At 67.9% G+C, this 24,743-nt stretch carries 27 protein-coding genes; 6 read left to right on the top strand and 21 right to left on the bottom strand.

The window, feature by feature from the left end:
• Window positions 1-5 precede the first annotated feature (5 nt).
• From IHD13_RS15370 to IHD13_RS15360, 3 genes are all read left to right on the top strand, one after another.
• Window positions 6-581 carry a histidine phosphatase family protein gene (locus IHD13_RS15370; RefSeq protein ID WP_230086360.1) on the top strand — a complete coding sequence of 192 codons (576 nt, stop codon included), beginning with the start codon at window positions 6-8 and terminating at the stop codon, window positions 579-581.
• 189 nt (window positions 582-770) lie between these two features.
• Window positions 771-1,490, top strand: coding sequence for an RNA methyltransferase (locus tag IHD13_RS15365; RefSeq protein ID WP_195861912.1), 720 nt, complete (start codon window positions 771-773; stop codon window positions 1,488-1,490).
• A 294-nt stretch (window positions 1,491-1,784) separates the two neighbouring features.
• A complete protein-coding gene (locus IHD13_RS15360) occupies window positions 1,785-2,885 on the top strand; it encodes an aminotransferase class I/II-fold pyridoxal phosphate-dependent enzyme (protein WP_195861911.1) in 1,101 nt (366 codons plus the stop codon).
• Window positions 2,886-3,185: 300 nt separating this feature from the next.
• Here the strand turns inward: IHD13_RS15360 and IHD13_RS15355 are convergent, their stop codons facing one another.
• From IHD13_RS15355 to IHD13_RS15305, 11 genes are all read right to left on the bottom strand, one after another.
• Entirely contained in the window at window positions 3,186-4,181 is a 996-nt protein-coding gene (locus IHD13_RS15355; protein WP_195861910.1) for an Lnb N-terminal periplasmic domain-containing protein, read from the bottom strand.
• A complete protein-coding gene (locus tag IHD13_RS15350) occupies window positions 4,178-6,097 on the bottom strand; it encodes an alpha/beta fold hydrolase (RefSeq protein ID WP_195861909.1) in 1,920 nt (639 codons plus the stop codon). Before IHD13_RS15350 ends, IHD13_RS15355 begins: the two co-directional genes overlap by 4 nt.
• Before the next feature lie 82 nt (window positions 6,098-6,179).
• Window positions 6,180-7,151, bottom strand: a complete 972-nt coding sequence (locus IHD13_RS15345; protein WP_195861908.1) for a branched-chain amino acid transaminase — start codon at window positions 7,149-7,151, stop codon at window positions 6,180-6,182.
• A gap of 87 nt (window positions 7,152-7,238) precedes the next feature.
• On the bottom strand, window positions 7,239-8,354 hold the full coding sequence (locus IHD13_RS15340) for a class II histone deacetylase (protein ID WP_195861907.1): 1,116 nt from the start codon (window positions 8,352-8,354) through the stop codon (window positions 7,239-7,241).
• Window positions 8,351-9,292 carry an ornithine cyclodeaminase family protein gene (locus IHD13_RS15335; protein WP_195861906.1) on the bottom strand — a complete coding sequence of 314 codons (942 nt, stop codon included), beginning with the start codon at window positions 9,290-9,292 and terminating at the stop codon, window positions 8,351-8,353. Before IHD13_RS15335 ends, IHD13_RS15340 begins: the two co-directional genes overlap by 4 nt.
• Window position 9,293: 1 nt before the next feature.
• Window positions 9,294-9,650 (bottom strand): RidA family protein, encoded by a 357-nt coding sequence (locus IHD13_RS15330; RefSeq protein WP_195861905.1) that lies wholly within the window; start codon window positions 9,648-9,650, stop codon window positions 9,294-9,296.
• Window positions 9,651-9,809: 159 nt separating this feature from the next.
• Window positions 9,810-10,844, bottom strand: a complete 1,035-nt coding sequence (locus tag IHD13_RS15325; RefSeq protein ID WP_195861904.1) for a histone deacetylase family protein — start codon at window positions 10,842-10,844, stop codon at window positions 9,810-9,812.
• 15 nt (window positions 10,845-10,859) lie between these two features.
• The gene (locus tag IHD13_RS15320) at window positions 10,860-12,137 is read right to left on the bottom strand and encodes a TRAP transporter large permease (RefSeq protein WP_195861903.1); all 1,278 of its coding nucleotides are present in this window, start codon (window positions 12,135-12,137) and stop codon (window positions 10,860-10,862) included.
• Window positions 12,134-12,679 (bottom strand): TRAP transporter small permease, encoded by a 546-nt coding sequence (locus IHD13_RS15315; protein WP_195861902.1) that lies wholly within the window; start codon window positions 12,677-12,679, stop codon window positions 12,134-12,136. Before IHD13_RS15315 ends, IHD13_RS15320 begins: the two co-directional genes overlap by 4 nt.
• Window positions 12,680-12,730: 51 nt before the next feature.
• Window positions 12,731-13,843, bottom strand: coding sequence for a TRAP transporter substrate-binding protein DctP (gene dctP / locus IHD13_RS15310; RefSeq protein WP_195861901.1), 1,113 nt, complete (start codon window positions 13,841-13,843; stop codon window positions 12,731-12,733).
• A gap of 177 nt (window positions 13,844-14,020) precedes the next feature.
• Window positions 14,021-14,788, bottom strand: coding sequence for an AraC family transcriptional regulator (locus IHD13_RS15305; RefSeq protein WP_195861900.1), 768 nt, complete (start codon window positions 14,786-14,788; stop codon window positions 14,021-14,023).
• Between the two features lie 137 nt (window positions 14,789-14,925).
• Here IHD13_RS15305 and IHD13_RS15300 point away from each other — a divergent pair, with 137 nt between their 5' ends.
• The gene (locus IHD13_RS15300) at window positions 14,926-15,819 is read left to right on the top strand and encodes a LysR substrate-binding domain-containing protein (RefSeq protein WP_195861899.1); all 894 of its coding nucleotides are present in this window, start codon (window positions 14,926-14,928) and stop codon (window positions 15,817-15,819) included.
• 44 nt (window positions 15,820-15,863) lie between these two features.
• Here IHD13_RS15300 and hglS read toward each other — a convergent pair whose 3' ends face one another.
• From hglS to IHD13_RS15285, 3 genes are all read right to left on the bottom strand, one after another.
• Window positions 15,864-17,219 (bottom strand): 2-oxoadipate dioxygenase/decarboxylase HglS, encoded by a 1,356-nt coding sequence (gene hglS / locus IHD13_RS15295; protein ID WP_195861898.1) that lies wholly within the window; start codon window positions 17,217-17,219, stop codon window positions 15,864-15,866.
• A gap of 242 nt (window positions 17,220-17,461) precedes the next feature.
• The gene (locus tag IHD13_RS15290) at window positions 17,462-17,608 is read right to left on the bottom strand and encodes a hypothetical protein (RefSeq protein ID WP_195861897.1); all 147 of its coding nucleotides are present in this window, start codon (window positions 17,606-17,608) and stop codon (window positions 17,462-17,464) included.
• Window positions 17,609-17,728: 120 nt separating this feature from the next.
• Window positions 17,729-17,908, bottom strand: a complete 180-nt coding sequence (locus IHD13_RS15285) for a hypothetical protein (RefSeq protein ID WP_195861896.1) — start codon at window positions 17,906-17,908, stop codon at window positions 17,729-17,731.
• 490 nt (window positions 17,909-18,398) lie between these two features.
• Here IHD13_RS15285 and IHD13_RS15280 point away from each other — a divergent pair, with 490 nt between their 5' ends.
• Window positions 18,399-19,781: a uracil-xanthine permease family protein gene (locus tag IHD13_RS15280; protein WP_195861895.1), complete on the top strand. Its 1,383-nt coding sequence runs from the start codon at window positions 18,399-18,401 to the stop codon at window positions 19,779-19,781.
• Window positions 19,782-19,887: 106 nt separating this feature from the next.
• Here the strand turns inward: IHD13_RS15280 and IHD13_RS15275 are convergent, their stop codons facing one another.
• The 5 genes from IHD13_RS15275 to vapB all read right to left on the bottom strand — a co-directional run bounded on the left by IHD13_RS15275 (window position 19,888) and on the right by vapB (window position 22,981).
• Window positions 19,888-21,081 carry a pilus assembly PilX family protein gene (locus tag IHD13_RS15275; RefSeq protein ID WP_195861894.1) on the bottom strand — a complete coding sequence of 398 codons (1,194 nt, stop codon included), beginning with the start codon at window positions 21,079-21,081 and terminating at the stop codon, window positions 19,888-19,890.
• A gap of 127 nt (window positions 21,082-21,208) precedes the next feature.
• Complete coding sequence (locus IHD13_RS18255) at window positions 21,209-21,895, bottom strand: anti-virulence regulator CigR family protein (protein WP_230086359.1); 687 nt, start codon at window positions 21,893-21,895, stop codon at window positions 21,209-21,211.
• Between the two features lie 234 nt (window positions 21,896-22,129).
• Complete coding sequence (locus tag IHD13_RS15265) at window positions 22,130-22,324, bottom strand: hypothetical protein (protein ID WP_195861893.1); 195 nt, start codon at window positions 22,322-22,324, stop codon at window positions 22,130-22,132.
• Between the two features lie 28 nt (window positions 22,325-22,352).
• On the bottom strand, window positions 22,353-22,751 hold the full coding sequence (gene vapC, locus IHD13_RS15260; RefSeq protein ID WP_195861892.1) for a type II toxin-antitoxin system tRNA(fMet)-specific endonuclease VapC: 399 nt from the start codon (window positions 22,749-22,751) through the stop codon (window positions 22,353-22,355).
• Window positions 22,751-22,981: a type II toxin-antitoxin system VapB family antitoxin gene (gene vapB / locus IHD13_RS15255; protein ID WP_195861891.1), complete on the bottom strand. Its 231-nt coding sequence runs from the start codon at window positions 22,979-22,981 to the stop codon at window positions 22,751-22,753. The genes vapC and vapB overlap by 1 nt, the downstream gene beginning before the upstream one ends.
• Before the next feature lie 257 nt (window positions 22,982-23,238).
• Between vapB and IHD13_RS15250 the strand changes: the two genes are divergently transcribed.
• On the top strand, window positions 23,239-23,946 hold the full coding sequence (locus IHD13_RS15250) for a transposase (RefSeq protein ID WP_195861890.1): 708 nt from the start codon (window positions 23,239-23,241) through the stop codon (window positions 23,944-23,946).
• Between the two features lie 76 nt (window positions 23,947-24,022).
• Here the strand turns inward: IHD13_RS15250 and IHD13_RS15245 are convergent, their stop codons facing one another.
• Window positions 24,023-24,364: a type II toxin-antitoxin system HicB family antitoxin gene (locus IHD13_RS15245; protein WP_195861889.1), complete on the bottom strand. Its 342-nt coding sequence runs from the start codon at window positions 24,362-24,364 to the stop codon at window positions 24,023-24,025.
• Window positions 24,361-24,618, bottom strand: a complete 258-nt coding sequence (locus tag IHD13_RS15240) for a type II toxin-antitoxin system HicA family toxin (protein ID WP_195861888.1) — start codon at window positions 24,616-24,618, stop codon at window positions 24,361-24,363. The genes IHD13_RS15245 and IHD13_RS15240 overlap by 4 nt, the downstream gene beginning before the upstream one ends.
• Window positions 24,619-24,743 lie beyond the last annotated feature (125 nt).

The following is a 24,743-nucleotide window of genomic DNA, read 5'->3' as shown; positions in this document are numbered from 1 at the left end:
TATCCATGCCACTCGCCAATCGCTACCTCTTGATGCGCCACGGCCATAGCCAGGCCAATGCCGCGGGCCTCATCGTCAGCGACCCCGTCCGCGGGGTCGCCGGCTACGGCCTCTCGGCCCGCGGCGAGGCCCAACTGGCGGCCTGCCTCGACGCCTGGCAGGGCCCGGCCCCGGACGCCATCTACCACTCCGACTTCATGCGCACCACCCAGACCGCCCAGCGCCTGGCCGATCACTTCGGCCTGGCGCTGACCCCGCATCCGGGGCTGCGGGAGCGCTACTTCGCCGCCTTCGAGGGCAAGGACGACGGCCACTACGCCGAGGTCTGGGCCCGGGACGCCCGGGACCCCGAGCATCGCCACGCCGGGGTGGAGAGCGTCGCCCAGGTGGCCAAGCGCCTCACCGCGGTGATCGACGAACTGGAACGCCGCCACGCCGACCAGACATTGCTGCTGGTCAGCCACGGCGACCCCCTGCAGATCCTGCTCACCGCCCTGGAAGGCCGGCCGCTCGGCGAACACCGCGACCGCCCGCCCCTGGCCCCCGCCAGCCTGACCCGGCTGGCGCCCCCCGCCCCGTAGGCGCTGGCTTTAGCCGCGGTCCCAGAAGAACTTAAGTGGCCACTGGTGGTTAATGTGGGAGCTTGGCTCTCCGACGGTCCGACGCTTCGGCGATTGGGCGACGAAGTCGCCCTGGGGGCAGGCGCCCGCCCTTCCCTCCCACCGTGCTAAACTTTGCCGCCTGTTTTTGATCACCAGGGCCGCTTTGCCATGCTCGCCAATATTCGCGTCGTCCTCGTCCAGACCTACCATCCCGGCAATATCGGTGCCTCGGCCCGGGCCATGAAGACCATGGGGCTGACGGACCTGGTGCTGGTCAATCCCCGCCAGTTTCCCGACCCGGAGGCGAGCCGCCTGGCCGCCGGCGCCGAGGATATCGTCGAGTCCGCCCGGGTGGTGGACTCCCTGGAGGCGGCGGTCACGGACTGCGTGCAGGTGGTGGGCGCCAGTGCCCGACTGCGCAACCAGCCGCTGCCCCACTACGACGAGCCGGATGCCATGGCCCGCGACCTGGTCAGCCAGGCCGAGCACGACCCGGTGGCGCTGGTCTTCGGCCGCGAGCGCTTCGGGCTGACCAACGACGAGATCCGCTGCTGCAGCCATCAGGTGAGCATTCCCGCCAACCCGGACTACGGCATCCTGAACCTCTCCCAGGCGGTGCAGGTGCTGGCCTATGAGGTCTTCAAGGCGTGGCGCCAGCGCCCGGAAAGCGGCTATCTCCCCCAGCGCCCCACCCAGGAGCGCCAGCCAAGCCGCGAGGAGCTCGCCCATTTCCATGACCATCTCGCCCGGGTGATGCAGGCCAGCGGCTTTATCACCCAGCCCCATGCCCGCACCGAACAGCACCTGCAGGCGCTGTTCGCCCGCGCCCAACCCAACCGCAAGGAGCTCTCCCTGCTGCGCGGGCTGCTGGCCTCGCTGGAGTCCTAGAATCCCACTGCCGCCGACCCCAGATCGCCCTTCGGGCGATATCGCCGAAGCGTCGGACCGTCGAAATCCGCGCTCCCACGGTAGCCCCGGTGGCCACTGGTGTTGTGGGAGTTTGGCTTTGCCGAACGATTGGGCGACGCAGTCGCCCTTGGTGGCAATCAGGATCGCCCTTCGGGCGATATCGCGCGGAATCCGCGCTCCCACGGTGTGGGTTGCCACTGGTGTTGTGGCCCCCATCCCCGCCCGGTTATGGCACCATGGGGCCATCGCTGTCATTGGCAACAAGGCTGAGCTATGCCCCGCTTTCCCAAGCATCTGACGGGTTCCGGCCCGACCAACCCCTTCCCCGGCATCAAGGTCCTGGAACGCCGCCTGGGCCGGGAGATTCCCCACCGCCTGGGCTCCAACGAGGGGCTCGACATGCCCCACCGGGCGCTGCGCGAGCACTTCGGCGATGCCCTGGCGGAGCACGTCTACTGCTACGGCGATGCGGAGGCCCTGGGCATCCGCCAACGCCTCTCCGAGCAGCATGGCGTGCCGCTGGAGCAGCTGCTGGTGGATGCCGGTGCCGATAGCCTGATCGCCCTGGCGCTGCGCGGCCTGGTGAGCCCCGGTGAAACGGTGGTGACCACCGCCGGCACCTACCCCACCTTCGGCTACTTCGCCCAGGGCCAGGGGCTCAATCTGCATGAGGTGCCCTACCACGAGGCGCCGGGCGTGCTGGCCCCGAACCTGGAAGCGCTGATCGCGGCGGCCCACGAGTCCCGGGCGCGGCTGGTCTACCTGGCCAACCCGGACAATCCCAGCGGTCACCTCCACGATGACGACGCCATCCGCGCCCTGCGCCAGCGCCTGCCCGACGACTGCTGGCTGCTGCTCGACGAGGCCTACCACGACTTCCGCGACGATGCCGAGGCGCCCGAGCTCAACCAGGCGCTACCCGGGGTGGTGCGCCTGCGCACCCTCTCCAAGGCCCACGGCCTGGCGGGGCTGCGGGTCGGCTATGCCATCGCCGAGGCCGAGACCCTGGCCATGCTGATGAAGGTGCGCATCCACTATGCAGTCTCGACCCTGAGCCAGGCCGCCGCCGAGGTGGTGCTGGACCACCCCGAGGAGGTACGCACCCATATCGCCGCGGTCAAGGCGCGTCGGGAGCGGCTCAGTGCGCATTTCCGCGCCCTCGGCGCCGAGGTACTGCCGAGCGCCACCAACTTTATCGGCATCCGCCTGGCCAGTGCCGAGCTCGCCGACGACGTCAACCGCCAGCTGCTGGAGGCGGGTCGGCTGATCGCCCGGCCTGGCCATCCGGCCCTGGGGCATATTCTGCGCATCACCGCGGTGGAGGACGCCCTGGCGCCGGGGCGGCTCGCGATCCTGGAGCGGGCCCTACGCTAGGCCATATCCGCAAACTGGCCGTCATCAACCGTTAATGACATCGTTATGCCATTGTCATCTAAGCCGACTAGAGTGAAATGGCGGCAAGGGACACTGCCAAGCGCCACGCCAGGGATGCGAGGGGCCAGGAGGCCCCGTAGGGAAGGTCGGCACCGGGAGGGTGCCCAGGGAGGGCTCGGATCACTACGCCACCGACGGGAGTCGGCGGCGTTTTTTTTGATCGCCCTACGGGCGATATCGCGCGGAATCCGCGCTCCCACAATAGGATTCACGCCAGAGTGCGAAAAACCTTTTTTTGGGTTATTCCCACCCCGGCACGCCCTGGCGGATACGTCGGGAGAAGTCGGGACCGTCGCCGGCGGCGCGGGCCGCTTCGGTGATGTCGGCGCGGGCCTTGAGCTCCGCCAGGGAGTAGCCTGGCATCAGGCCGGCCACCGCATGCACATAGTCCGCCAGGCGCCCGGTCAACAGCAGTCGGTAGTCCATGGGCAGGCCGTCGACGATGCGCCGCATCATGGCGTAGACGATGGTGGTGCAGTTGGCGGTGATGGTGTGGTAGAAGCGCGGCGTCTCGTGCAGGGCATTGGCCTCCGCCACATAGGAGAGCAGCAGGTCGCGCCGGGCCCGGGGCGACATCTCGATCCGGTAGAGGCTGACCCGTTCGCCACGATGGTTGGTGCGCACGCCCACCAGGTCGCGCTCCGCGGCGGCGACGATGCTCAGCTCGTACTGCTTGAAGAAGCCGGCCAGGGACGAGAAGGCCTCGTGGCGCTCGCGACGGATCTCCACCGAGAAGGTGAGAAAGTCGCCGTCGTCGAAGCCGAAGGTCACCATCACATGGGAGATCAGCGGCAGCCCCCAGTTGGCGATCAGCAGGTCCACCGAGGCAAGCCGCGACAGGTCGTACTCCCGGCTCTCCCAGCGGGGCTCGCCCGCTTCACGATCCTGCCAGCGGAAGTCACGCACCTGGTGAAGGATCAAACGGTCCCCGTCGACCTCGCCGGAGAGCATCTGCGCCACGTCCGGGGCCCAGTCCCGGTCGTTGGAGGGCGCCAGGCTCAGCCACCAGCCGAGCAGCAGCACCCAGAGCAGGCCGTAGCCCGCCCAGCCCCACCGCGGTCCCCCGTGCCATAGCCACCAGAGGGCGCCCAGGCCGACCAGGCACCAGGCCACCGCCGCCAGGCGCGGCCCGGGCAGCGGCCATTGATAGGCCAGTGCCAGGCTGCCCCAGAGGGTACCCAGCAGGATCAACAGCGACACGCACACCGATAACACCATTATCGTGACCTTTTTCATTGCGCCTCCCGGCGAGGCGCGTCCAGATGGCGATGCAGGATACGACGAATTTCCAGGGCCGCCTCCGGCGTCTCCTGGACGCTGTGGCCGCTGGCGATCACCCGCTCCGAGTCGGCCCCCGGCAGATGGGCGCTGAGGTAGGGCACCACGCCATCGTTGCTGCGCACCAGGGGCCGTTCGGGGGTCGCGTTGGCGATGATCGAGTGGTAGCGCACCGCCTCTCCGATGGGAAGATGGGCGCTGAGGCGCATAAAGGGGTCCCGATAGCTCAGCCCACGAATGCTGTTCATCGAGCGGGCCAGCGACTCCGGCGGCGTGGCCTCGGGCGCCAGCATCAGCTGGGCCACCTCGGCAACCCGGGTGGCGGCCACCGCCGGCAGGCGCACCAGGGCCGCCACGCCGCGGGACAGGCGCCCCTCGGCGAAGGGCGTGCCGCGATGGGGAGCGGCGATAAAGACCGCCCGGGTGATGGCCTCCATGGGCGTGAAGTCCACATAGGGCGCGAGTCGCGGGCGCAGTTCCTCGCGCGCCTCGGCATCCAGGTCATAGGCCCGTTCGACGCCCTGCCATAACGACTCGCCTCCCTCGGACACCAGCAGCCGCGCCAGCACCCCGCCCATGCTGTGGCCCACCACCACCATCTCGCGGCTCGCCTGCGCCTGGCCGGAGGGGTCGAAGTGGGCCAGGGTCGCCTCGAGGGTCTCGCGAATCGCCCGATGGTTGAAGGCGATGGGGGCACTGGTGGGGTAATAGACCTGCCACAGCTGGTAATGGCGGCGCAGGATCTCGTCACCGAGTACCTCGTTGGCCAGGTTGATCCACGCCTCGGGGCTGCTGGCCAGGCCATGCAGCATCACCACCACCCGCCGCTCGGGATCGTAGGGCTGCATCAGGTAGAGATGCGGCTCCTCCAGGCCCTGGCCACGACCGATCAGGGTGCGCAGCGCCTCCCGGGCGAACCCCGAACGAGCCAGCCAGAGCCCATAGCCGGAGGTGAAGTTACCGGCCAGGGGCACGCTCTCGCCGGCCAGGGTGACCCGCCGCCAGCGGTAGGGGTCATAGGCCTCCACATGCACCTCGTTGCTGGCCAGCAGGGCCTCCAGGTCGTCCCCCGGGAAGCGCAGCAGGGCCGTGATGGCCGGGAACGGCGACTCGGTAAAGGAGCGCGACGAGCCCGAGCGATGATGTACCCACTCGTCGCCCACCACCACCAGCTCGGCCCCCAGGCCATCGCGGCGATAGCGGTTACGCAGCCCGGAGAAGGTCAGCGAGGCCGCCGGCACCAGCCCCTGGGGCAGCGCCTGCTGGCCCGGCAGGCGCACGCTATCCATGTCGATCCCCAGGCGCCAGCCGGCCCGTTCCAGCCACAGCTCCTCCGCCCTGGCGGGGATCAGCTCGGCATCGACGGCGAACTCGGGCAGCCCGGCCCGGTAGTCATCGAAGAGCCGGGCCACCGCCTGCTGGGTGGCATAGTTATAGAAGTCGCGGACCTGGAACTGGCGATCCTCCAGGGCCCGGGCCCCTGGGGCCCGTTCGGTCAGGAAGAGGTAGCCGTAGGCGTGACGGGCGCTCTCCAGGTAGGCCCCGAAGCTCGCCTCGGGGTCAGCGGCCTCCTGCTCCAGGGCCTGCCAGAGCCAGAGCTCCGCCAGGGTGGAGAGCCGCTGCTCCTCATCCAGGCCGATGGAGTCCGCCACCCGGGCCCGGCAAGCGGCGACATCGCCCCGGCAGCCGCGCTCGTCCAGGCCCACCACCTGCAGCGCGGCCCGGGCCACGGCGCTGAACTCGCCGGTGCTGAGCACATCGCCGCGTTGCAGGGCGAAATAGTCCTGGGGGCTCAAGGTACCCACCTTGACCCCGGCGCAACCGCTCAGGGCCAGGGCGGCCAGCCCCCAGGCCAGGCGCCTGATTACCCGCATGCCGTCTCTCCCTGACACTCTCTGAGGGAGATGATGCCAGAGTCGTGGCGACTCTGCTGGGCGGGGCGGCCTCGAGCCCGTCTTACACCGGCGTCAGCCAGTCGCGAAAGGCGCTCAGCTCCGGGTCGAGCTCGCCCCGGGTCACCCGCCGGTAGAGTGCCTGCAGGCGGGCGGTCAGGGAGTCGTCGGCGATGGGCTGGCCCACCGCCGGCGCCCCGGCCCGGGCACCGATATGGCGCCCGTCCAGCTCGCGCAGCGGCAGCAGCTCGGCGGCGGTGCCGGTGAGGAAGGCCTCGTCGGCCAGGTAGAGCTCGTCGCGGGTGATGCGCCGCTCGCGCACCTCCACCCCCAGCACCTCCCGGGCCAGGCGAATCACGCTGTCGCGGGTGATCCCCTGCAGGCAGGAGGTCACCTCCGGGGTGTGCAGCACCCCGTCGCGGAGCAGGAAGACATTGGCCGCCGAGGCCTCCGCCACATAGCCTTCCGGGTCGAGCATGATGGTCTCGTCGAAGCCCGCCTTCACCGCGGTATTGAGGGCCAGCATGGCGTTGACGTAGTGACCGTTGGTCTTGGCCCGACACAGGCTGATATTGACGTGGTGGCGAGCCCAGGAGGAGGTCAGGGCGCGCAACCCGACGCGCGCCGCCTGGGGCGAGATATAGTCGCCCAGGTCCCAGGCGGCGATCATCACATGACTGGAGAGCCCCTTGGCGCGCAGCCCCAGCCCTTCGGCACCCAGGAAGACGGTGGGCTTGAGGTAGGCGTTGGTCAGGCCGTTCTTGGCCAGGCACTGGCGCTGGGCCTGGATCAGCGCGTCGGCGTCGCAAGATAACGGTATATCCAGGGCATGGGCGCTATCCAGCAGCCGCCGGGTATGCTCCGCCACCCGGAACAGCTGGGGTCCGCCGGCGCCGGCGTAGGCGCGCACCCCCTCGAAGCAGCCCATGCCGTAGTGCAGGCTATGGGTCAGCAGATGGGTCTGGGCCTCCCGCCACGGCAGCCAGTCGCCGTCGAGCCAGAGCCAACCGTCCCTATCATAAAGCGGGGTCGTCATAGGGCCTCTCCTTCAGAGGGTCCGGGAGACGGCGCCGGCCGTCGAGCCGCTGACAAGTGCCACCATCCCGGTCATAAAGCGGGGTCGTCATCGTGCCTCTCCTTCGAGCCTACGCCGCCAGCCGTCGATCAGGTCGCGCTGGTGGGGTTGCAGGGCCTGGTAGCCCCAGGCGGCGATCTCGTCGTTCTGGGGGTCGGGCACGGCGATGCGGCTGCCGGCCAGGGTCTGGATCACCGCATGGCCGCACAGCGGCACATAACCTTCCGAGTAACCGCCCTCGTGGATCATCACCAGGCGTCCGCCACAGACCCGCTCGGCCAGGGCCTTGACCTGGGCGGTCATGGCCGCGAAGGCGGCGCTGTTGAGCAGCATCTTGCCCAGCGGATCCTTGGCGCCGGCGTCATAGCCGCAGGCGACGACGATCAGCGCCGGGGCGAAGGCCTCCAGGGCCGGCAGCACCAGCTCGCGCATGGCATGGTCGTAGGCGCCCAGGCCCGAGCCCGGCGGCAGCGGCAGGTTGAGGTTGGCGCCCCACCCCGCCCCGTCGCCGCGCTCCTCGAAGGCGCCACTGTCCAGCGGGTAGTTGGCGGCCTGGTGAATCGAAACCGTCAGGGTCTCGGGGTCCGCGTAGAAGGCCGACTGCTGGCCGTTGCCGTGGTGGACATCCCAGTCGAGGATGGCCACCCGCCCCAGGCGCCCCGTGGCGCGGGCCTGATGCACGGCGATGGGGATATTGCCCAGCAGGCAGAAGCCGCGGCCGCGATCCGCCTCGGCATGGTGGCCCGGCGGGCGGCACAGGGCATAGGCGTTGGCCAGCTCGCCCCGGGCCACCGCTTCCACGGCGGCCATGGCCAGGCCCGCCGACTGGCGCGCCGCGGCCAGGCTGCCGGGGGTATAGGGGGCGCAATCGCCCCCATCGCCGCCCCGGGCCGCGTCCCCCGCCTCCAGCGCATCCAGGTAGGCGGCGGTGTGGAAGCGCTCCAGGGCCTGGCGATCGGCGGGCGGGGCCTTGCGCACCACCAGTTCGTCGATCAGCCCGGAGACCTCCAGCAGGTTCTTCAGGCGGCGCTTGCTCTCGGGGCTCTCCGAGGCGGGCTGGGGCTGCAGGAATTCCCCCGGGGCCGAGAAGACCCCGATGGCCCCGGCGTCGTGCCAGAAGCAGCGCTCGTGCCAGAGGAAGCCCGTCCCGACGCCCGGGCTCATGCCCCGCCCTCCTGTCGCTCCCACACCTCGATGGCCGCCGCCAGGTCCTCCAGCGACGCCCCCACCGACTTGAAGAGGGTGATCGCCTCGGGCGAGGAACGTCCGGGCGCGTCGCCGCGCAACAGCTCGGCCAGCTCGCCGCGGATGGCCTCGAAGGCGAAGGCCCCCTCGTCGATGGCCTGGAGGATGTCCCCCGCCTCGCCCTTGGCCCCGGCGTAGGTGTCCACGTAGACCTCGCTGCGCGCCAGGCAGTCGGCATCGGTCTCGCGCATGCTGGGACGGAAGGCGCCGATCAGGTCCAGGTGGCTGCCCGGGGCGAGCCAGGCGCCGCGAATCAGCGGCTCGCTGGAGAGGGTCACGCAGCTGACGATATCCGCCTCCCGGCAGGCCGCTTCGAGATCCTCCACGGCGGCGCTATCGAAACGCTCGGCGTAGTCGGCGGCGATGGCCCGGGCCTTGTCGACATTGCGTCCCCAGACCCGTACCCGCTTGATGGGGCGCACCGCGGCATGGGCCTCGATGACCATGGGCGCCAGCTTGCCGGTCCCTACCACCAGCAGGCTCTCGGCATCGTCCCGGGCCAGGGCCTGGGCCGCCAGGGCCGAGGCGGCGGCGGTGCGCCGGCGGGTCAGCTCGCTGCCGTCGAGGCAGGCCAGGGGCCGGCCGTGCTGGCCCTCGCTGAGCAGGTAGACCCCGGCGATGGCCGGCAGGCCGTGCTCGGCGTTCTGCGGGAAGACATTGACCATCTTGACGCCGATATAGCCGGCGGCCTCCCAGGCCGGCATCAGCAGCATGGTGGCCTCGCCATCGGGGCGATGCATGGCGTGGTGGTGGCGCGGCGGCGCCTCCACCCCCTGGACGAAGGTCTTGCCGAGGCGCGCCACCAGGGCCTGCCAGTCCAGGGCCCGGGCGACCTCCTCGGCGCTGATGATGCGCATCTCAGGCCTCCGGCAGAGCGGCGGTGACCATGATCTCCACCTTCCACTCGGGCTTGGCCAGCTTGGCCTCCACCGCGGCGCGGACCGGCGGGCGTCCCGGCACCACCCAGGCGTCCCAGGCGGCGTTCATGGCATCGAACTCGGCCATGCTGGTGACCCAGATCTGGGCGCTGATCAGGTGCTGCTTGGAGGTGCCGGCCTCGGCCAGCAGCTCGTCGATGCGGGTCAGCACCTGCTCGGTCTGGCCGCGCATCTCGGCGGAGGCGTCGCTGGGCACCTGGCCAGCCAGGTAGACGGTGCCGTTGTGCACGGTGATCTGGCTCATGCGGGCATTGCTGTGGTGATAGCTGACGGTCATGGCGTGTCTCTCTCTTCGGTTGGTCTTTCATTTACAGGCGCCTGAGGCGCCATTCTCTGGGGCGACGACGTCGCCCAATCGCTCGGGGAACCCGAGCTCCCACAACACCAGTGGCAACCCGTACCGTGGGAGCTCGGCGGCCCGGCGTCCCCCCAGTAGTCAGGTGGCGGTAAAGCCCGCCATCAGGGCGTGCAGGTTGTCCGCCAGGGACTCGGTGGGGTAGCCCCCCTCCTGGACCAGCACCGTGGGCAGTTTGATCTCGGCCAGGCGCGCGCCGATGGCGCGGAAGTCCTCGGTCTCCAGGCTCAACCCGGCCAGGGGGTCGTCCTTGTGGGCATCCAGGCCCAGGGCCACCACCAGCGCCTGGGGGCGGAACTCGGTCATCGCCGCCAAGAGCCGCTCCAAGGCGACCAGGAAGACCGCGCCGTCGCTGCCCAGGGGCAGCGGCAGGTTGAGGTTGGCGCCCTGCCCCTCCCCCTCGCCGGTCTCATCGGCACCGCCCCAGAAGAAGGGGTAGAAGTCGGCGGGGTCGGCATGCAGCGAGCCGGTCCAGACGTCGCCCCGGGCATAAAAGATGTCCTGGGTGCCGTTGCCGTGGTGCAGGTCCACGTCGACGATCGCCACCCGGGCAAAGCGCTCGCGCAGCACCGTGGCGGCCAGGGCCGAGTTGTTGAGGAAGCAGAAGCCACCGGCACGCTCCGGCCCGGCATGGTGGCCCGGCGGCCGGCACAGGGCATAGGCGGCGGACTCGCCGCCCAGCACCGCTTCGGCGGCGGCCTCGGCGCTGGCGGCGCTGGCCAGGATGCCGTGGAAGCTGCCGGCGGCGATCGGGCAGGCCATGTCGTGCAGGTGCCAGCCGGCCTGGCCCACCGGGTGGCGCGGGTAGTGGTGGCCGCCGCCGCAGGGGTGCACATTGGGCGCCACCAGTTCGGCGGCGCCGGGCAGCGCCTGCCAGCGGGCATGAATGGTCTCGAGGAAGTCGAGGTAACGGGCGCTGTGGATGCGCCCCAGGCGCTCGCGCAGCCGCGGGGTATCGGCCTTGGCCGGGGCACTCAGCGACAGCCCCGCCTGGGCCAGGCCGAGGCTCAGCAGCTCGGCGCGCCGGGGCCCCTCCGGCGACGGGGCCGGGGCGCCGCGCAGCAGGAAGGTGGGCGGCGCATGGCGTTCCTGGTCGGGATGGTAATAAAGCTTCATGACGGCGAGTCCTTGTCAGCCAAGCAGGGAGGGAATCCAGGTGGAAAGCGCCGGGAAGGCGGCCAGCAGCACGATCACCGCCAGGTAGGCGGTATAGAACGGCAAGGAGGCGATGATCGCCCGCTCGTAGGGCACGTTGGCGATCCGCGCCGCGGTCATCAGGGTCATGCCCACCGGCGGCGTGACGTTGGAGACGTTCAGCACCACGATCATCAGGATGGCGAAGTGCAGCGGGTCGAAGCCCAGCTGAATCATCGCCGGCACCAGCACCGGCGCCACCACCACCAGGGCCGGCAGCACGTCCATCACGGTACCGATCAGGATCAGCAGCACGCAGACCAGCATCAGCTGCAGGAAGGCGGAGTCGCTGAAGGTGGTGATCAGGCCGGCGGCTTCCCGGGCAATGCCGGAGCGGGTCACGAACCAGCCCAGTACCGCCGAGGTGGCCAGCAGGAAGAACACTACCCCGGAGAAGCGCACCGTGACCACCAGCGCCTGCCAGATCTTCTGCCAGGTCAGGTTGCGGTAGAAGACCACGCCGATGACGATGGCGTAGACCGCGGCGAAGCCGGACGCCTCGGTGATGGTGGTCAGCCCCGAGAGGATGCCGCCGAGGATGATCAGCGGCACCACCATCGCCGGCAGGGCCACCAGGAAGGCCACCACCGCCAGCTTGAAGGGGGTGGGCGCCTGCTTGGGGTAGCCGCGTTTCCAGGCCAGGAAGAAGCTGACCAGCAGCAGGGCCCCGGCCATCAGCAGGCCGGGAATGATGCCGCCGGCGAAGAGGTCGATCACCGAGATATCCCGCAGCAGGGTCGCATAGACCACCATCACCACGCTGGGCGGGATGATCGGGCCGATGATCGACGAGCAGGCGGTGATGGCGGCGGCGTACTCGGCGTCGTAGCCCTGCTTCTTCATCTCCGGGATCATGATCTTGCCGATCGCCACCGTATCGGTGATGGCGGCGCCGGTGAGGCCGGCGAAGAACACCGAGACCGAGATATTGACGTGGGACAGGGCCCCGCGCACCCGGCCGAAGAGGGCGTTGTTGAAGGCGATCAGCTTCTGGGTCAGGCCGCCCTGGTTCATCAGCTCGGCGGTGAAGATGAAATAGGGCACGGCGATCAGCAGGAAGCCGGAGACGCCGGAGAACATGCGGTCGGCGATGATCCCCAGCATGCGCTCGCCGCCCAGCATGAAGCCACCCACCAGCCCCGACATGGCCATGACGATGGCCACCGGGGCGCCGATCAGCAGCAGTACCACGAAGGCAAGGATGGCAGGCGTCATCGCGGGGTCTCCGAGTCGGGGGTCTCGATCAGCTCGTCGATCAGGGCGTCGTCATCGATGAAGTGCTCCAGCAACGCGAAGCCGTGGACCAGGTGCAGCAGCATGATGGCCCCGCTCAGGGGCACCACGATGGCGGTGACCTTGCTGGGGATGCGGATCTGGTCGGAGACCATGTAGACCTGGGTGGCGTTCTGGAAATAGCCCCAGCCGTACCACACCAGCAGGGCGGCGAAGAGCGCCATCACCGCCAGGCAGGCACCGGCGGCCAGCTGCACCAGCAGCCGCGGCAGGCTGCGCACCAGCAGGGTCATGGCCACGTGCTCGCCATAGCGCAGCGAGATGGTCATGGAGAGAAAGCCGATCCACGGCAGGAAGAGCCGCGCCAGGGAGTAGGTCCAGCTCAGGGTGCTGCCGGTGATCAGCTTGTAGAGGAAAGCGGTGAAGGAGATGCCCAGCATGGCCAGGATGCAGGCCACGCAGAGCAGGATAGCGAGCCGATTGACGCCATCGCTGAGTCGGCGCAGGGAAACCAGAAGAGTCATGGCGAGCCTCAAGGGGCCGGCGCCCGCCAGGGCGGGCGCCGGGGTCAGCGATTACTGGCCGTAGATCCGCAGGTCATCCTCGGCGACCTGCTCACCGACCCGCTCCACCTCGGCGAGGAAGGCCTCCACCGCCGCGGCCTCCATGCCAAAGTCATCGACGATCCACTCCTGCCAGGCCGGGCGAGCGATCTCCGCCATGCGTTCGCGCTCCGCCTGGGGCATCAGGTAGCAGGCCTCGAAGCGCTCGCAGGACTCCACCCAGCTGGCGGTGGCCAGGGCCCCGGACATGCCGTGGCTGATCTCGATGGCCTCGCGGGCGGCGCTGACCAGCACCGCCTGGTATGCCTCGGGCAGCTCCTGGTACCAGGACTCGCTGACCACCCAGGGGGCGCTGTTGTAGACGTGGCCGGTCAGGGTGGTGTAGTCGGTCACCGCATCGAAGTTGAAGGTGGTGTTGAGCACCGGGGCATTGAACTGGCCGTCGGCCAGGCCGGTCTCCAGGGCGGTGATCAGCTCGCCCCAGGGCAACGGCGTGGCCGAGGCGCCCAGGGCACGCATGATGGCCACGTGGGCGGGGTTCTCCTCGGTGCGGATGTTCAGCCCCTCCAGGTCCTCCACCGTCTCGATCAAGCGCACGTTGTTGGTGAAGGCCACGAAGCCGCCGCCGTCGTCGAAGGTGCCCAGGTAGCGCATATTGGCCGATTCCCGGGTCCCCGCCATGAAGTCGGCGAACCACTCGCCGTCGAAGAAGGCCCAGGCCTGGCGCCAGCTGGTAAAGAGGAAGGGCGCGGTGGTCAGCTGGTAGTCCTGGTAGAAGGAGGACATGGCCCCCGCCGACATGATGGTGGACTGCAGGGTGCGCCCGCCCTGCACCTCGGAGCCGTTCTCCACCTCGGAGCCCAGTTGGCCACCGCCGAAGATCGTCACCGCCAGGTCGCCGTCGGTCTGCGCCTCGACCCGGTTCTTGAAGTGCACCAGGGCGGGGTAGATCTCGTTGTTGGAGAGGCTCTCGGGCAGCTGGGTGGCGATCACCATCTCGTAGGATTGCGCCTGGGCCTGGGCCGCCGCCAGGGCCAGCGGCAGCGCCGCCAATGCCAGGGGCTTACCCAGAAGCTTGCCCAGGGGGTTACCCAAGCGCTTGGGGAGTCGCGATGTGGTGGTCATGAGTGTCGATCCTGATTGTTGTTGGAGGAATCACTCTGACCTTAGGTCATTCCCGGCTCCGCCACTTGGCCGAGACTGCGCCGAACTTGCCCGAGGCTGCGCCGTTAATGGGGGACATGTTAATGGGTGTTAATGGGGGACAGACCCCCATTTGGGGAAATGGGGGTCTGTCCCCCATTAACAACGGCGGGCGTGGGAGGGCGCCTCGCCGAACTGGCGGCGATAGGCGCGGGAGAAGCTGCCCTGGTCGCGGAAGCCCACCAGGCCGGCAATATGCCCCAGGCTCAGCCGGCTGCCGGCGACCAGGCTGCGGGCGTGGTCGAGGCGGCGGCGCTGCACATAGGCCAGGGGCGTCAGGCCGGTGGCCTCGCGAAAGCAGGCATGGAAGTGGCCGGGGCTCAGGGCGCAGAGCTCGGCCAGGGTCTCGACGCGGATGGCGGCGTCCAGGTGGGCGTCGATCCAGGCATCGAGCCGCGCCAGGTCGAGCCGCGAACGGGCCTGGGGCCCGACCTCGGCGCGCTTCAGCTCCTGATCATGCAGCTGCAGGTAGAGGGCCCGCAGCAGGAGGGTGGCGATCTCGTCATGCAGGGCCGGGGCCTGCTCGGCCTGGGCCATCAGGGTGGCGGTCAGCTGCTGCAGCTGGGGCGAGACGGCGAAGAAACGCGGCCGTTCGAAGAGGCGCTGCAGCTCGTCGGCACAGGCCAGGCGTTCCAGCTTGGCCAGGGGCACGTCCAGCACCAGGGTCTGGTTGCGGCCATCGCCCAGGTACTCGTGGTGGCAGGCGGTGGGGATCAAACAGCCCAGCTCCCGGGTGATGCGCTGGCCGCGATGCTCCAGGGCCAGCTCGGTGGAGCCGGAGCTGGCCAGGATCAGCTGATGATAAGCGTGTTCGTGGGCCACATGCTGGCGCCCCAGGGTACAGGTCTGCAGGCCGAAGACGGACATGCCGGGCGACTCCCTCGCCGAGTCGATCATGCCCCTACTCTACGCCAGGCCCCCGCCCCAACCAAGATCGGCCTGGAAATGAGGGCCTGCCCCCGATTACCCTCCAAGCATTCCAACGCCTCTCAGGAGCCCCGCGCTTGGCCTCACGCAACCTCCCCTCCACCACCGCCATGCAGTGCTTCGAAGCGGCGGCCCGCCATATGAGCTTCACCCGGGCCGCCGACGAGCTGAGCCTGACCCAGAGCGCGATCAGCAAGCAGGTGGCCCAGCTCGAGGCGCACCTGCAGCACAAGCTGTTTCGCCGGGTGCGGCGCCAACTGGTGCTGACCCCGGAGGGCGCCATCTTCCTCAGCGACGTGCGCAAGGTGCTGGCCCAGATCGAGATGTCGACCCAGGCCATCATGACCTATAGCGGCAACAGCGAGGTGCTCAAGGTCGCCACCCTGCCCAGCTTCGGTGCCCGCTGGCTGGCGGACCGGCTGCCCGCCTTCCTGGCCGACAACCCGGGCATCAGCCTGGCGTTTCACGACCGGGTCGAGGACTTCGACCTGGAGCAGCAGGATATCGACGTGGCGCTTTTCTACGGCCATGGCAGCTGGCCCAATCTGGCCTGTCACAAGCTGCTGGAAGAGGAGATGGTAGCGGTGGCGGCCCCGCCCTTTCTGGCACGCCATGCCCCCCAGGACGTGGGCGAGCTGGCCGAGCTACCGCTGCTGCACCTGTCGACCCGCCCGGACGCCTGGCACCGCTGGTTCGCCGAACAGGGGGCGAGCACCGACCGCAGCTACCATGGCACCCGCTTCGAGACCTTCGCCATGCTGGTGCGCACCGCCATGGCCGGCGGGGGCGTGGCCCTGGTGCCACGCTTTATCGTCGAGGAAGAGCTTCAGGACAGGCGCCTGGCCATCGCCGCCCCTTATCGACTACATAGCGCCAGCGCCTACTACCTGGTCTACCCGGAACACCTGGGCGAACTGGCCAAGGTACGGCGCTTCGTCGAGCATATCGTCGGCACCACGGCCTCCTCCTGATAAGGGGTTGGAAGAGGCTCGAGACGCCCTACGGGCGATTGGCTTTAGGCCAGGGCCTCCAACACCCGGCGGCGGGAGGCCTCCTGGCGCTCGGCGTAGAGGGCCAGCTCGTCGGTGACCGGGGCACCGAGGGCCGCCTCGAAGGCATCACGGTTGGCGTTGCCGGCGTAGGCCTGGTTCTCGCCGCCACCCAGGTTGGACTGGAAGATGCCCGCGGCGCTCACCGGCAGGAAGTCCTCGTAGGTGATCGGCTGGGCCACCACCAGGCCATGCTCGATCAGCGCCTCCAGGTCGGCGCCCGGCTGCGGGCCAGCCGCCTCCCCCGCCGCGCTCAGCCGGTAGTGGAAGAAGGCCAGCTCCTGGCGATGCAGTTCCTCATCCCGGTCGGGGAAGTCGGCGAAGACCTCGCCCAGCACCCGCTGGTGCGCCTCGTTGGCCAGGCCCGCGGTCTGGCGTCGTGCCTCGTTCAGCAGCCGGTCGTAGAGCTCGCGTCCCTTGGCGGTCAGCGCCATGCCGCGCTGCTCGATCTCGCCGAAGCGGGCGGTATGGGTGCCCTGCTGCTCGCCGGCGAAGCGGATCGACTCCTCCAGCGCCTTGAAGCTGGTCTGGCGCAGCAGGATCGGGCAGTCGCGGCGAGGCGGCCCTTCGATGACTGCCTTGGGGTTCATGCCCGCCGCGGGCATGCGCCGCTGCACCTCATCGATGTCCAGGGTGCGCGGCGTCAGGTGGTTGATATGGGGGCCACGGAAGCAGACCACGTCGGCGATCAGGCGGTGCTCGTCGTGGAGGGCCTCGTAGGTGGCCAGGTCGACGGTGGCCTCCTGATGCCAGCGGAAGGTCTCCAGGGCCTCGGCCACGAAGCGCTCGGCATCGGCCGCGTTCAGCCCGCCCTGGGCCTCGCAGCGCTCGATCAGCTCACGCACCCCGGGGGTGAAGATATCGCGTCGGGCGAGGATCGCCTCGGCACGCTGCCGCAGTTCCGGGCTCTCGATCAGTTCGAGGCGCAACAGCGAGGTGAAGATGCGGAAGGGGTTGCGGGCCAGGGCCGCGTCCTCGATGGGACGGAAGGCGGTGGAGTGCACCGGCACGCCGGCCTCGGAGAGGTCGTAATAGCCCACCGGGAACATGCCCATCACCGCGAAGAGGCGGCGCAGCATGGCCAGCTCCGCGGCACTGCCGACACGGATGGCGCCGTGACGCTCCACGCTCAGGCGCGCCAGCTCGTCATGGGCACCGAGCCGTTCGGCCAGGGCCGGGTCCTTGTCCAGGGTCTCCCGATTGACCGTCTCCACCAACTCGAGGAGGGTCGAATACTGGGGCACCTCGGCCTGGTACATGGCCGACATGGCCTTCGAGAAGCGATCGCGAATCTCGTCCGAAGAAAGAAAGTCTGTGCTCATGGCAAAGGGCCTATCGCTGGATATCACGGTGAACTAGTGCCATCACAGCAGAGCCGCGCCCGACCCGCAAACGAAAAAAAGCGGCCTATACATTCCTTAATGGAATCCCACACCCCGTTCTATGGGAAAAAATGGAAATCGATGGCCGATTTATGGAAGAAACAGAATGCCAAACGACACCGCCCGGCCGAGGCCGGGCGGTGTCGTTGACGTGCCGGGGCTGGGCGAGCCAGCCCGGCGGTTCACAGGTAGTGCTGGGTAATGCGCTGCTTGGGCCAGCCCAGCTTGCGCTTGGTGGCGGGCTTGGACTTGCCGCCGCGGCGCTTGATGTCGTCCCAGAGGGAGAGGAAACGTTCGCGCTGGGGCTTGGCCTGGCTCATTGCGGTCATGGTGACACCTTCGGTCGGCTCGATCAGGGAAACGCCGAAGGCGAGTCGGACGACCGCGCGGCGTTTAGACCAAAGTCTACCATCACCTGGCAAAGAGTTCGACTTAGGTCGAATGCCAACCTAGCAACGACCTTTCTTGGCCTGCCCCGGCGGGCAGAAGCCGCCACGGTGGCTGCGGTGATGGTGATGGCCACCACGGGTATCGATCTCGATCAGGGGTTCGGGGGTGATACGGGCCGGGGTATAGCTGCAGCCCGCCAGCAAGGCGGTGACGACCAGGGCCAGGGTAATCCGTGTCATGTGATGCCTCTCGAGGATAAACGGTAGCGTGTTATCCCCTTCGTTCCCGGCGCCGTCGTCTGTTTTCTCGGCTTCTTGCCTGGGGCCTCTGGTGGGCCGGCGACGACGCGGGCGGCAGTATACCCCAAGCGCCGTGGGATGGGCGATTGCCTCCGGCCACCCTGCTGGCAATTCCCGCCTGGGTGGAGCCGGCTTCAGCCGCGGTCCGACGCCTCGGCGATGTGATCTCGATCGCCGACTAACGTCAGCTCCTACGGGGTAGGGGGAGCAGCTGCTACGAGGTAGGGGGACCCGCCTTCCACTAAACCAAGGTCTAATTGCCAAAATCCAGAAAAATTACGGGAAAAAGCACTATCAGGGTTGGAAATAGTGGCAATCGATTATAGGCCACATTTTGTATACATGAGCTGTTGCCAGAGATTCGCCTGACCGCTTAGTCTAAGCACCAATAATTCTGTATACAAAAAGCACCCCAGCGTTAGGCAACCCTATGACAACTACCACTTCTGCGACACAGAACCCGGCTCCGCGAAGCGCCTCGTTCTTCGACTTCTACGGCAAGCCGCCACTGGCCAAGGCCATGCCCCTCTCGCTGCAGCATATCCTGGCGATGATCATGGGCACGGTCACCGTCCCCATCATCGTGGTGGGCGCGGTGGGCGCCAGCCTGGAAGAGAAGATGTTCCTGATCCAGATCTCGCTGGTCTTCTCCGGCCTGGCCACCCTGCTGCAGCTCTATACCCTGGGGCGGCTGGGAGCCAAGCTACCCACCATCTTCGGCGTGGGCTTCGCCTATGTGCCGACCCTCACCGCCATCGGCAGCCAGTACGGCCTGGAGGGCATCCTCGGCGCCCAGGTCGTCGGCGGCATCGCCATGATGGTCACCGGGCTCTTTATCCAGCGCATCCGTCACCTCTTCCCCCCGGTGGTGGCGGGCACCGTGGTGCTGGTGATCGGCCTCTCCCTCTACGATATCGCCATCAACTACCTGGCCGGCGGCGTCGGCGCCCCGGACTACGGCGACATCAAGTACTGGGCCATCGGCGGCATCACCCTGCTGGTGGTGCTGGGGGTCTCCCAGTTCGCCAGCGGCTTCCTCAAGCTGGCCTCGATCATCTGCGGCCTGCTGGCGGGCTACGCCATCTCCATGGCGCTCGGCCTGGTGAGCTTCGATGCCGTGCGCGAGGCGCCCTGGGTCAGCGCCCCCCAGCCCCTGGCCTTCGGCCTGGAGTTTCACGCCGCCGCCATCATCTCCATGGTGATCATCTGCGTGATCAACTCGGTGCAGACCATCGGCGACCTCTCCGCCACCACCGTCGGCGGCATGAACCGCGAGCTGGGCAAGAAGGAGCTGTTCGGCGGCCTGATGGGCAACGGCTTCACCACCATGGTGGGCTCCTTCTTCGGCGCCCTGCCCACCTCCACCTACAGCCAGAACGTCGGCATCGTGGCCATGACCAAGGTGATCAGCCGCTATGTGCTGGCCATCGCCGCCGTCTTCATGGTGGTCGCCGGCCTGCTGCCCAAGTTCGGCGCCCTGATGACCACCATCCCCTACCCGGTGCTGGGCGGGGCCACCATCCTGGTATTCGGCATGATCACCATGACCGGCATCCAGCTGATCACCAAGGACGAGATGTCGGCCCGCAACATGACCATCGTCAGCCTCTCGCTGGCCCTGAGCATGGGCGTCTACGCGGTACCCGACGCCATCGCGCAGTTCCCCGAGACCCTGCGCCTGGTACTGGGCGGCTCGCCCATCGTCATCGCCGCCCTGGTGGCCTTCACCCTCAACCTGATCCTGCCGCGCAAGAGCCTGGCCGATGAGGAAGAGGAGCGTCGCCAGATCGAGGCCAAGCTTAACGAGGAATAATCCCCGCCTCCCTGACGACAGCGGCCGCCGAGATATCGGCGGCCGCTGTATTTTTACTGAAGTCGGCGCCCTGGCGGAGCAACGTCCAGGGCTCGAAACTCTCGTCCTACCGCAACCAGCCATCGAGACGCAGCCCACCGCCCGCAGACTGGCCAAAGAAGTTCTCCAGGGAGAGTTCGGCGAAGGCACTGAAGTGCTTGAGGCGGAGCTCATCGATGGCATCGGCGACCCGGACCGAGTCGAACCACACCGAGCCACTGTTGCCGCCGCCGGCCAGCTTGATGGTGTCATTAGGGGCGGACCGCCAGACGCCACTCTCGTCGATGGTGATATTGGCGACGATGGCAGCACCATGCACGGTGGCATTGCCGCGAATATCCAGGGCACCGGAAAGATCGACCCAAAGCCCATTGAAGCAACGGTTCCCCGGGTTACTGCAGGCGACGCTATTCCTGGGAGGGCGGCGCTCCTGATTCGAGGCACCACCGGGCGGCACCACCCAGACATGCTCACAGCGCTGGGCGGCATCCCCACTCTGGCGCCCCCCATTATCGTCATAGCAGGCCTCATAAATGGCCCGCAACAGCCCCAGGCTCTGTGCCGAGGGCTCGTTCTCCACGATGCGCCCTTCCAGCACCTTCGCTTCGTTATCCACGGTGGCATGAAGGGCCGAGGCACTATAGGTCTCATCGCCGGCCCGATGCTCGACGAGAACCGCGGGAATAGCGTCATGCAGACCGGCCTGGTCCTCGCCGGAGAGCCGCGAGGCCTCGGAGCTGGGCCACTGGATCTCGGCGTCGCTGGCCACCCCGCCGATAAAGCTGGCGGTGGCAATCCCGGCGTAACCGGCCAGCACCAGCGGCACCCGCCCCGGGTAGCGGGCGGCGGTACTGCCCGGCGAGCCGGCCTCGCCCTGCACCTGCATAACGCGTTCGCCATCTTCCCGGCAGGCCAGCAGCCAGGCCCAGGCGTTGTCCGCCACCGGCACCCGCACCCCCTGGCGGATATCGCCACCACAGGCGGGCCAGGCATCGAAGGAGGCATCGAGTTGGAGGCCGAGGTCATCGCCCCAGGCACGCGTCGGCCGCTCACCGAGCCAGCCCGCCAACTCCGCGGTCGCTCCCTCAGCGGCCATCTGTGCCTGGGTCGCAAAGCGGTGATTGCCCGCCATGCGCTCGTCCAGCAGTGCCGACTGCATGGCAGAGACGCCCAGTATCAGGGCGACGCTCAGCAGTATCAGGCTGATGATCAGCGCCGCACCGCGCTGGTGACGCGCCCCACTTCCCTGTCTGGCGCCCATTGCCCACCTCTCGCTTACATGAAGTAACGCAGAGTAGCATGGGCCCCGGAGCCGCCCAAGTGACCCATATCAACAAAAACGGCAGGCCCCGGAAGGGCCTGCCGTCGCGTCGGCGTCTTCGACCGACTCAGTCGATAAAGATATCCCGCAGCACCTCGTAGACGATATCGCTGGCCATCTCCACCAGCACCACATCCGCGCCGACCCGGCGCCACTCATAGCCCTCGTAGCGGGGCAACTGGTGATAGAGGCGGTCGTCGAAGCGCCGTGCGATGCCGGGAGGCAAGGGCTTGCCCCTCGCCAGGTTCATGCGGATGCCCGGCGGCAGGGCCGCGCCCCGATCGTGTCGCCACAGCTCGCGGTGATCACGAAAGATCTCGCGGACCAGGCGTTCCTCGATACGCGGCCCACTGCGGCGATCACCGACCCAGCGGTCCCGATCCCGGTCCCGACGCCACTCCCGGTCATCGCGCCGGTCACGGTCCCAGTCACGCCGATCCCGATCGCGGCTCTGCCATTCCCGGCGATCGTCCCGGTCGCGGGCCCAGCTATCCCGGTCGCGATCACGGCTGCGCCACTCCCGGCCATCGTCGCCACGCTCCCAGCGGTTGCGATCTCGCTCGCGCTCGCGGCTCCACTGGGCATCGTCGCCGCTACCACGCCGCTCCGCGCTGGCACCGCCCCGCTCCTGGACGAACTCCGGTGGGCCACCCCGGCCCTGGCCGGGGTTGGCGGGCTGGGCCAGGGCCGGGCCGGCCGCCAGCAGCAGGCCGCCTAGCCCCAGTAGGGTGCAATTGACAAGGGTACGTTTCATGGCTCCTCCCGGGGTCGCCGTACCGATGGCGACTCGCGCAGACACGATGGCCGATGGCCTCTGAGTTGACTATGGGTCAGACCCAGAGGCTTGGCCAGGCGAGGGTCGCCATTGCCATACTCTTGCCACTCGCCGTCGCGTATCGCAGACAGCACACGCATAAAGACTGGGAGAGATATCGAGGAGGAGAAGAGAGGCCAGGTCAGTGACCTGGCCGAGGGAGTAACCGGCCCCTCAGTGCCGGGCCTCGCCGCGTAGCTTCGCCACGTCTTCGATGGCCAGCCCGGCAATCTCGGCGATCATCGCATCACCCATCTCGGTACGCGCGATCAGGTTACGGGCGGTCTCCAGGCGGCCTTCTTGGAGACCCTCCTGGCGGCCCTCCTGACGTTCCTTCTTGGCCCAGTTCTGCAGATTCTCTGCCAACATGTGAAATGGGGGTCTGACCCCGATTACCTTACCCCCAATCCTCAATCCGAAGGCCGGGGACCCTCTCGAACTCCTTGAGGTTGTTGGTCACCACGATCAGGCCCAGCGAGCGGGCATGGCCGGCGATCATCTGATCATAAGGACCAATCGGGGTCCCGGCCCTGGCCAGCTCGGCCCGCACCTGCCCACTATGGGCGGCCGCATCGGCATCGTAGTTCAGCACCTCGAGGCGTGCGGCGAACCCCTCCACCACGGCAAGATTGCGCTCCGGCGCCGAAGACTTCTCGGCGCCATAGATCAGTTCCATCAACGTGATGGTACTGATCGCCAACTGCCCATGATGGCGATGGAAGGCCTCGCGTACCGCAGGCGGCTTGTTCTTGATGGTATAGATGCAGATGTTCGTATCGAGCAGGTACTTGAGCATCACAGCCCCTCACGATGCTGCTCGGCGGGCTGCTCCCGCTCGGCCATAAAATCTGCCGACACGTCCTCGCCATCGAACCAGCTATCCCAGGACTCGCCCACCGGGGTGATGATACGCATCCGACCGATGGCCACCACCTCGACGCGCTTGACCTCCTCGGGCAAAGCAACGGCCTTGGGCAGGCGAATCGCCTGGCTGCGGTTGCTCTTGAACACGGCGCCTTGCTCCATACCCACCTCCAGAGATATCCCATTTGTATATGGCAGAAGTCTAGCTCAGCCCAAGGGGTATATCAATGGGATATACAAGAAATGAGGCCTGTGTGATTTCGTCGAGTAAGAAGGCGGCAGGCGGGATAAATGGGGGTAAATGGGGTCTGTCCCCGAGTACCCGCGATTAACTGAACCGACGTATCGGTGATCGCTGACAGCACGGCCCCGAGTCACGGCCCAGGCTGGGAAAAGTCCCCAATGTCAGGCCATGGACAATGACACGCCGAGCTCGCCTGCTACTTCCCGGCATCCCGCTGCACCTTGTCCAGCGTGGCAACAATCGCAGCGTCTGTTTCGCCGATGCCGACGACTGTCTGGCCTACCTGGAACTCCTGGAGAGCGCCAGCCACGCCTGTGCGGTGGATGTGCACGCCTATGTGCTGATGACCAACCATGTGCACCTGCTCGCCACGCCACGGGTGGACCCGCAGGCCATCAGCGCCATGATGAAACGCATCGGCCAGAGCTATGCACAGCGTTTCAACCGCCGCTACCGCCGTACCGGCACCCTCTTCGAGGGACGCTTCCGCTCCTGCCTGGTCGGTGAAGCCCGCTACCTGCTGGCCTGCCACGTCTACATCGAGCTGAACCCGGTCAGGGCGGGCATGGTGAACCACCCGGGAGAGTATCGCTGGTCCAGCTATGCCGCCAATGCCCAGGGCGCTCCTGACCCCCTCCTGACACCGCATCCGGTCATCGCCGACCTGGGCCCTTCACCGGTGGCACGCCACACCGCCTACCGCGAGCTGTTTCGCCACCACCTGGCCAGCGGGCTGGTCGACGAGATCCGTCAGGTCACCCATAGCGGCCTGGTGCTGGGCACCGAGCGCTTCCAGCGCCAGGCAGCGGAACTGCTGGGCAGGCGAACGATACGCGGCACTCCCGGGCGCAAACCCAAGCCACCGCCCGACAACCCGATATAAGCGGCATAAATGAAATGGGGGTCAAATGGTGAAATGGGGGTCTGTCCCCGATTTCCCCCGATTTCCCCCGATTTCCCTAACCCGCCTCCCCGGCTGCACGGGCGATGGCGTCGGCAGCCCACTGGTTCAGGCTCTTGCCGGATGCCTGCGCAGCGATGTTGGCGGCAGCATGCACCTCGGGAGGGATGCGCAGCAGCACACGGCCGGAGGCCGGCTTGAGCGGCTCGCGGCCGGTGACCCGGCAATCCTCCAGGTAGTGATCGACGGCCACATGGAAGGCGTCAGTCAGCTCGGCGACGCTCTCGCCGTGGAAGCTGATCCGGTCAATGATCCCGAGCACATGGCCCACGAACACCTCGTCTTCAGCGTCGAACTCGATGCGGGCGGTGTAGCCCTGATACTTGAGCACGTTGGTCATGGTCTGATTCCTCTTTCGTCCAGCCAGGCGCGCACGTCCTCGACCTGATACTTCTTGGCCTCCTTGCCGGGGTGCGGCCGGTGCAGGTAAAGCCGGCCGCCGTCGCCCAGCTCGAAGGCGACGCGCGATCCATCGCCTTCACGCACCTCTCCGCCCAGGGCAACGACAAGCGCTTCGATGTCGGCGAACACGATCCCGCTGGCCGTGGGATGGCGGTAGATGGCCGCCTGGGTTTTTCGGTGCTTGGTTTTCATTCGTTGATGATATCTTCACATGATATCACCATGCAAGACGAGCGGCAGGCGGCAGGCGGCAGGCGGCAGGCGGCAGGCGGCAGGCGGCAGGCGGCAGGCGGCAGGCGGCAGGCGGCAGGCGGCAG

Origin of the sequence: Halomonas sp. 328 (assembly GCF_015645095.1) — a bacterium.
Classification (GTDB): domain Bacteria; phylum Pseudomonadota; class Gammaproteobacteria; order Pseudomonadales; family Halomonadaceae; genus Bisbaumannia.
The sequence above is the reverse complement of the archived record's forward strand: the minus strand, read 5'-3'. Positions and strand labels throughout refer to the sequence as shown.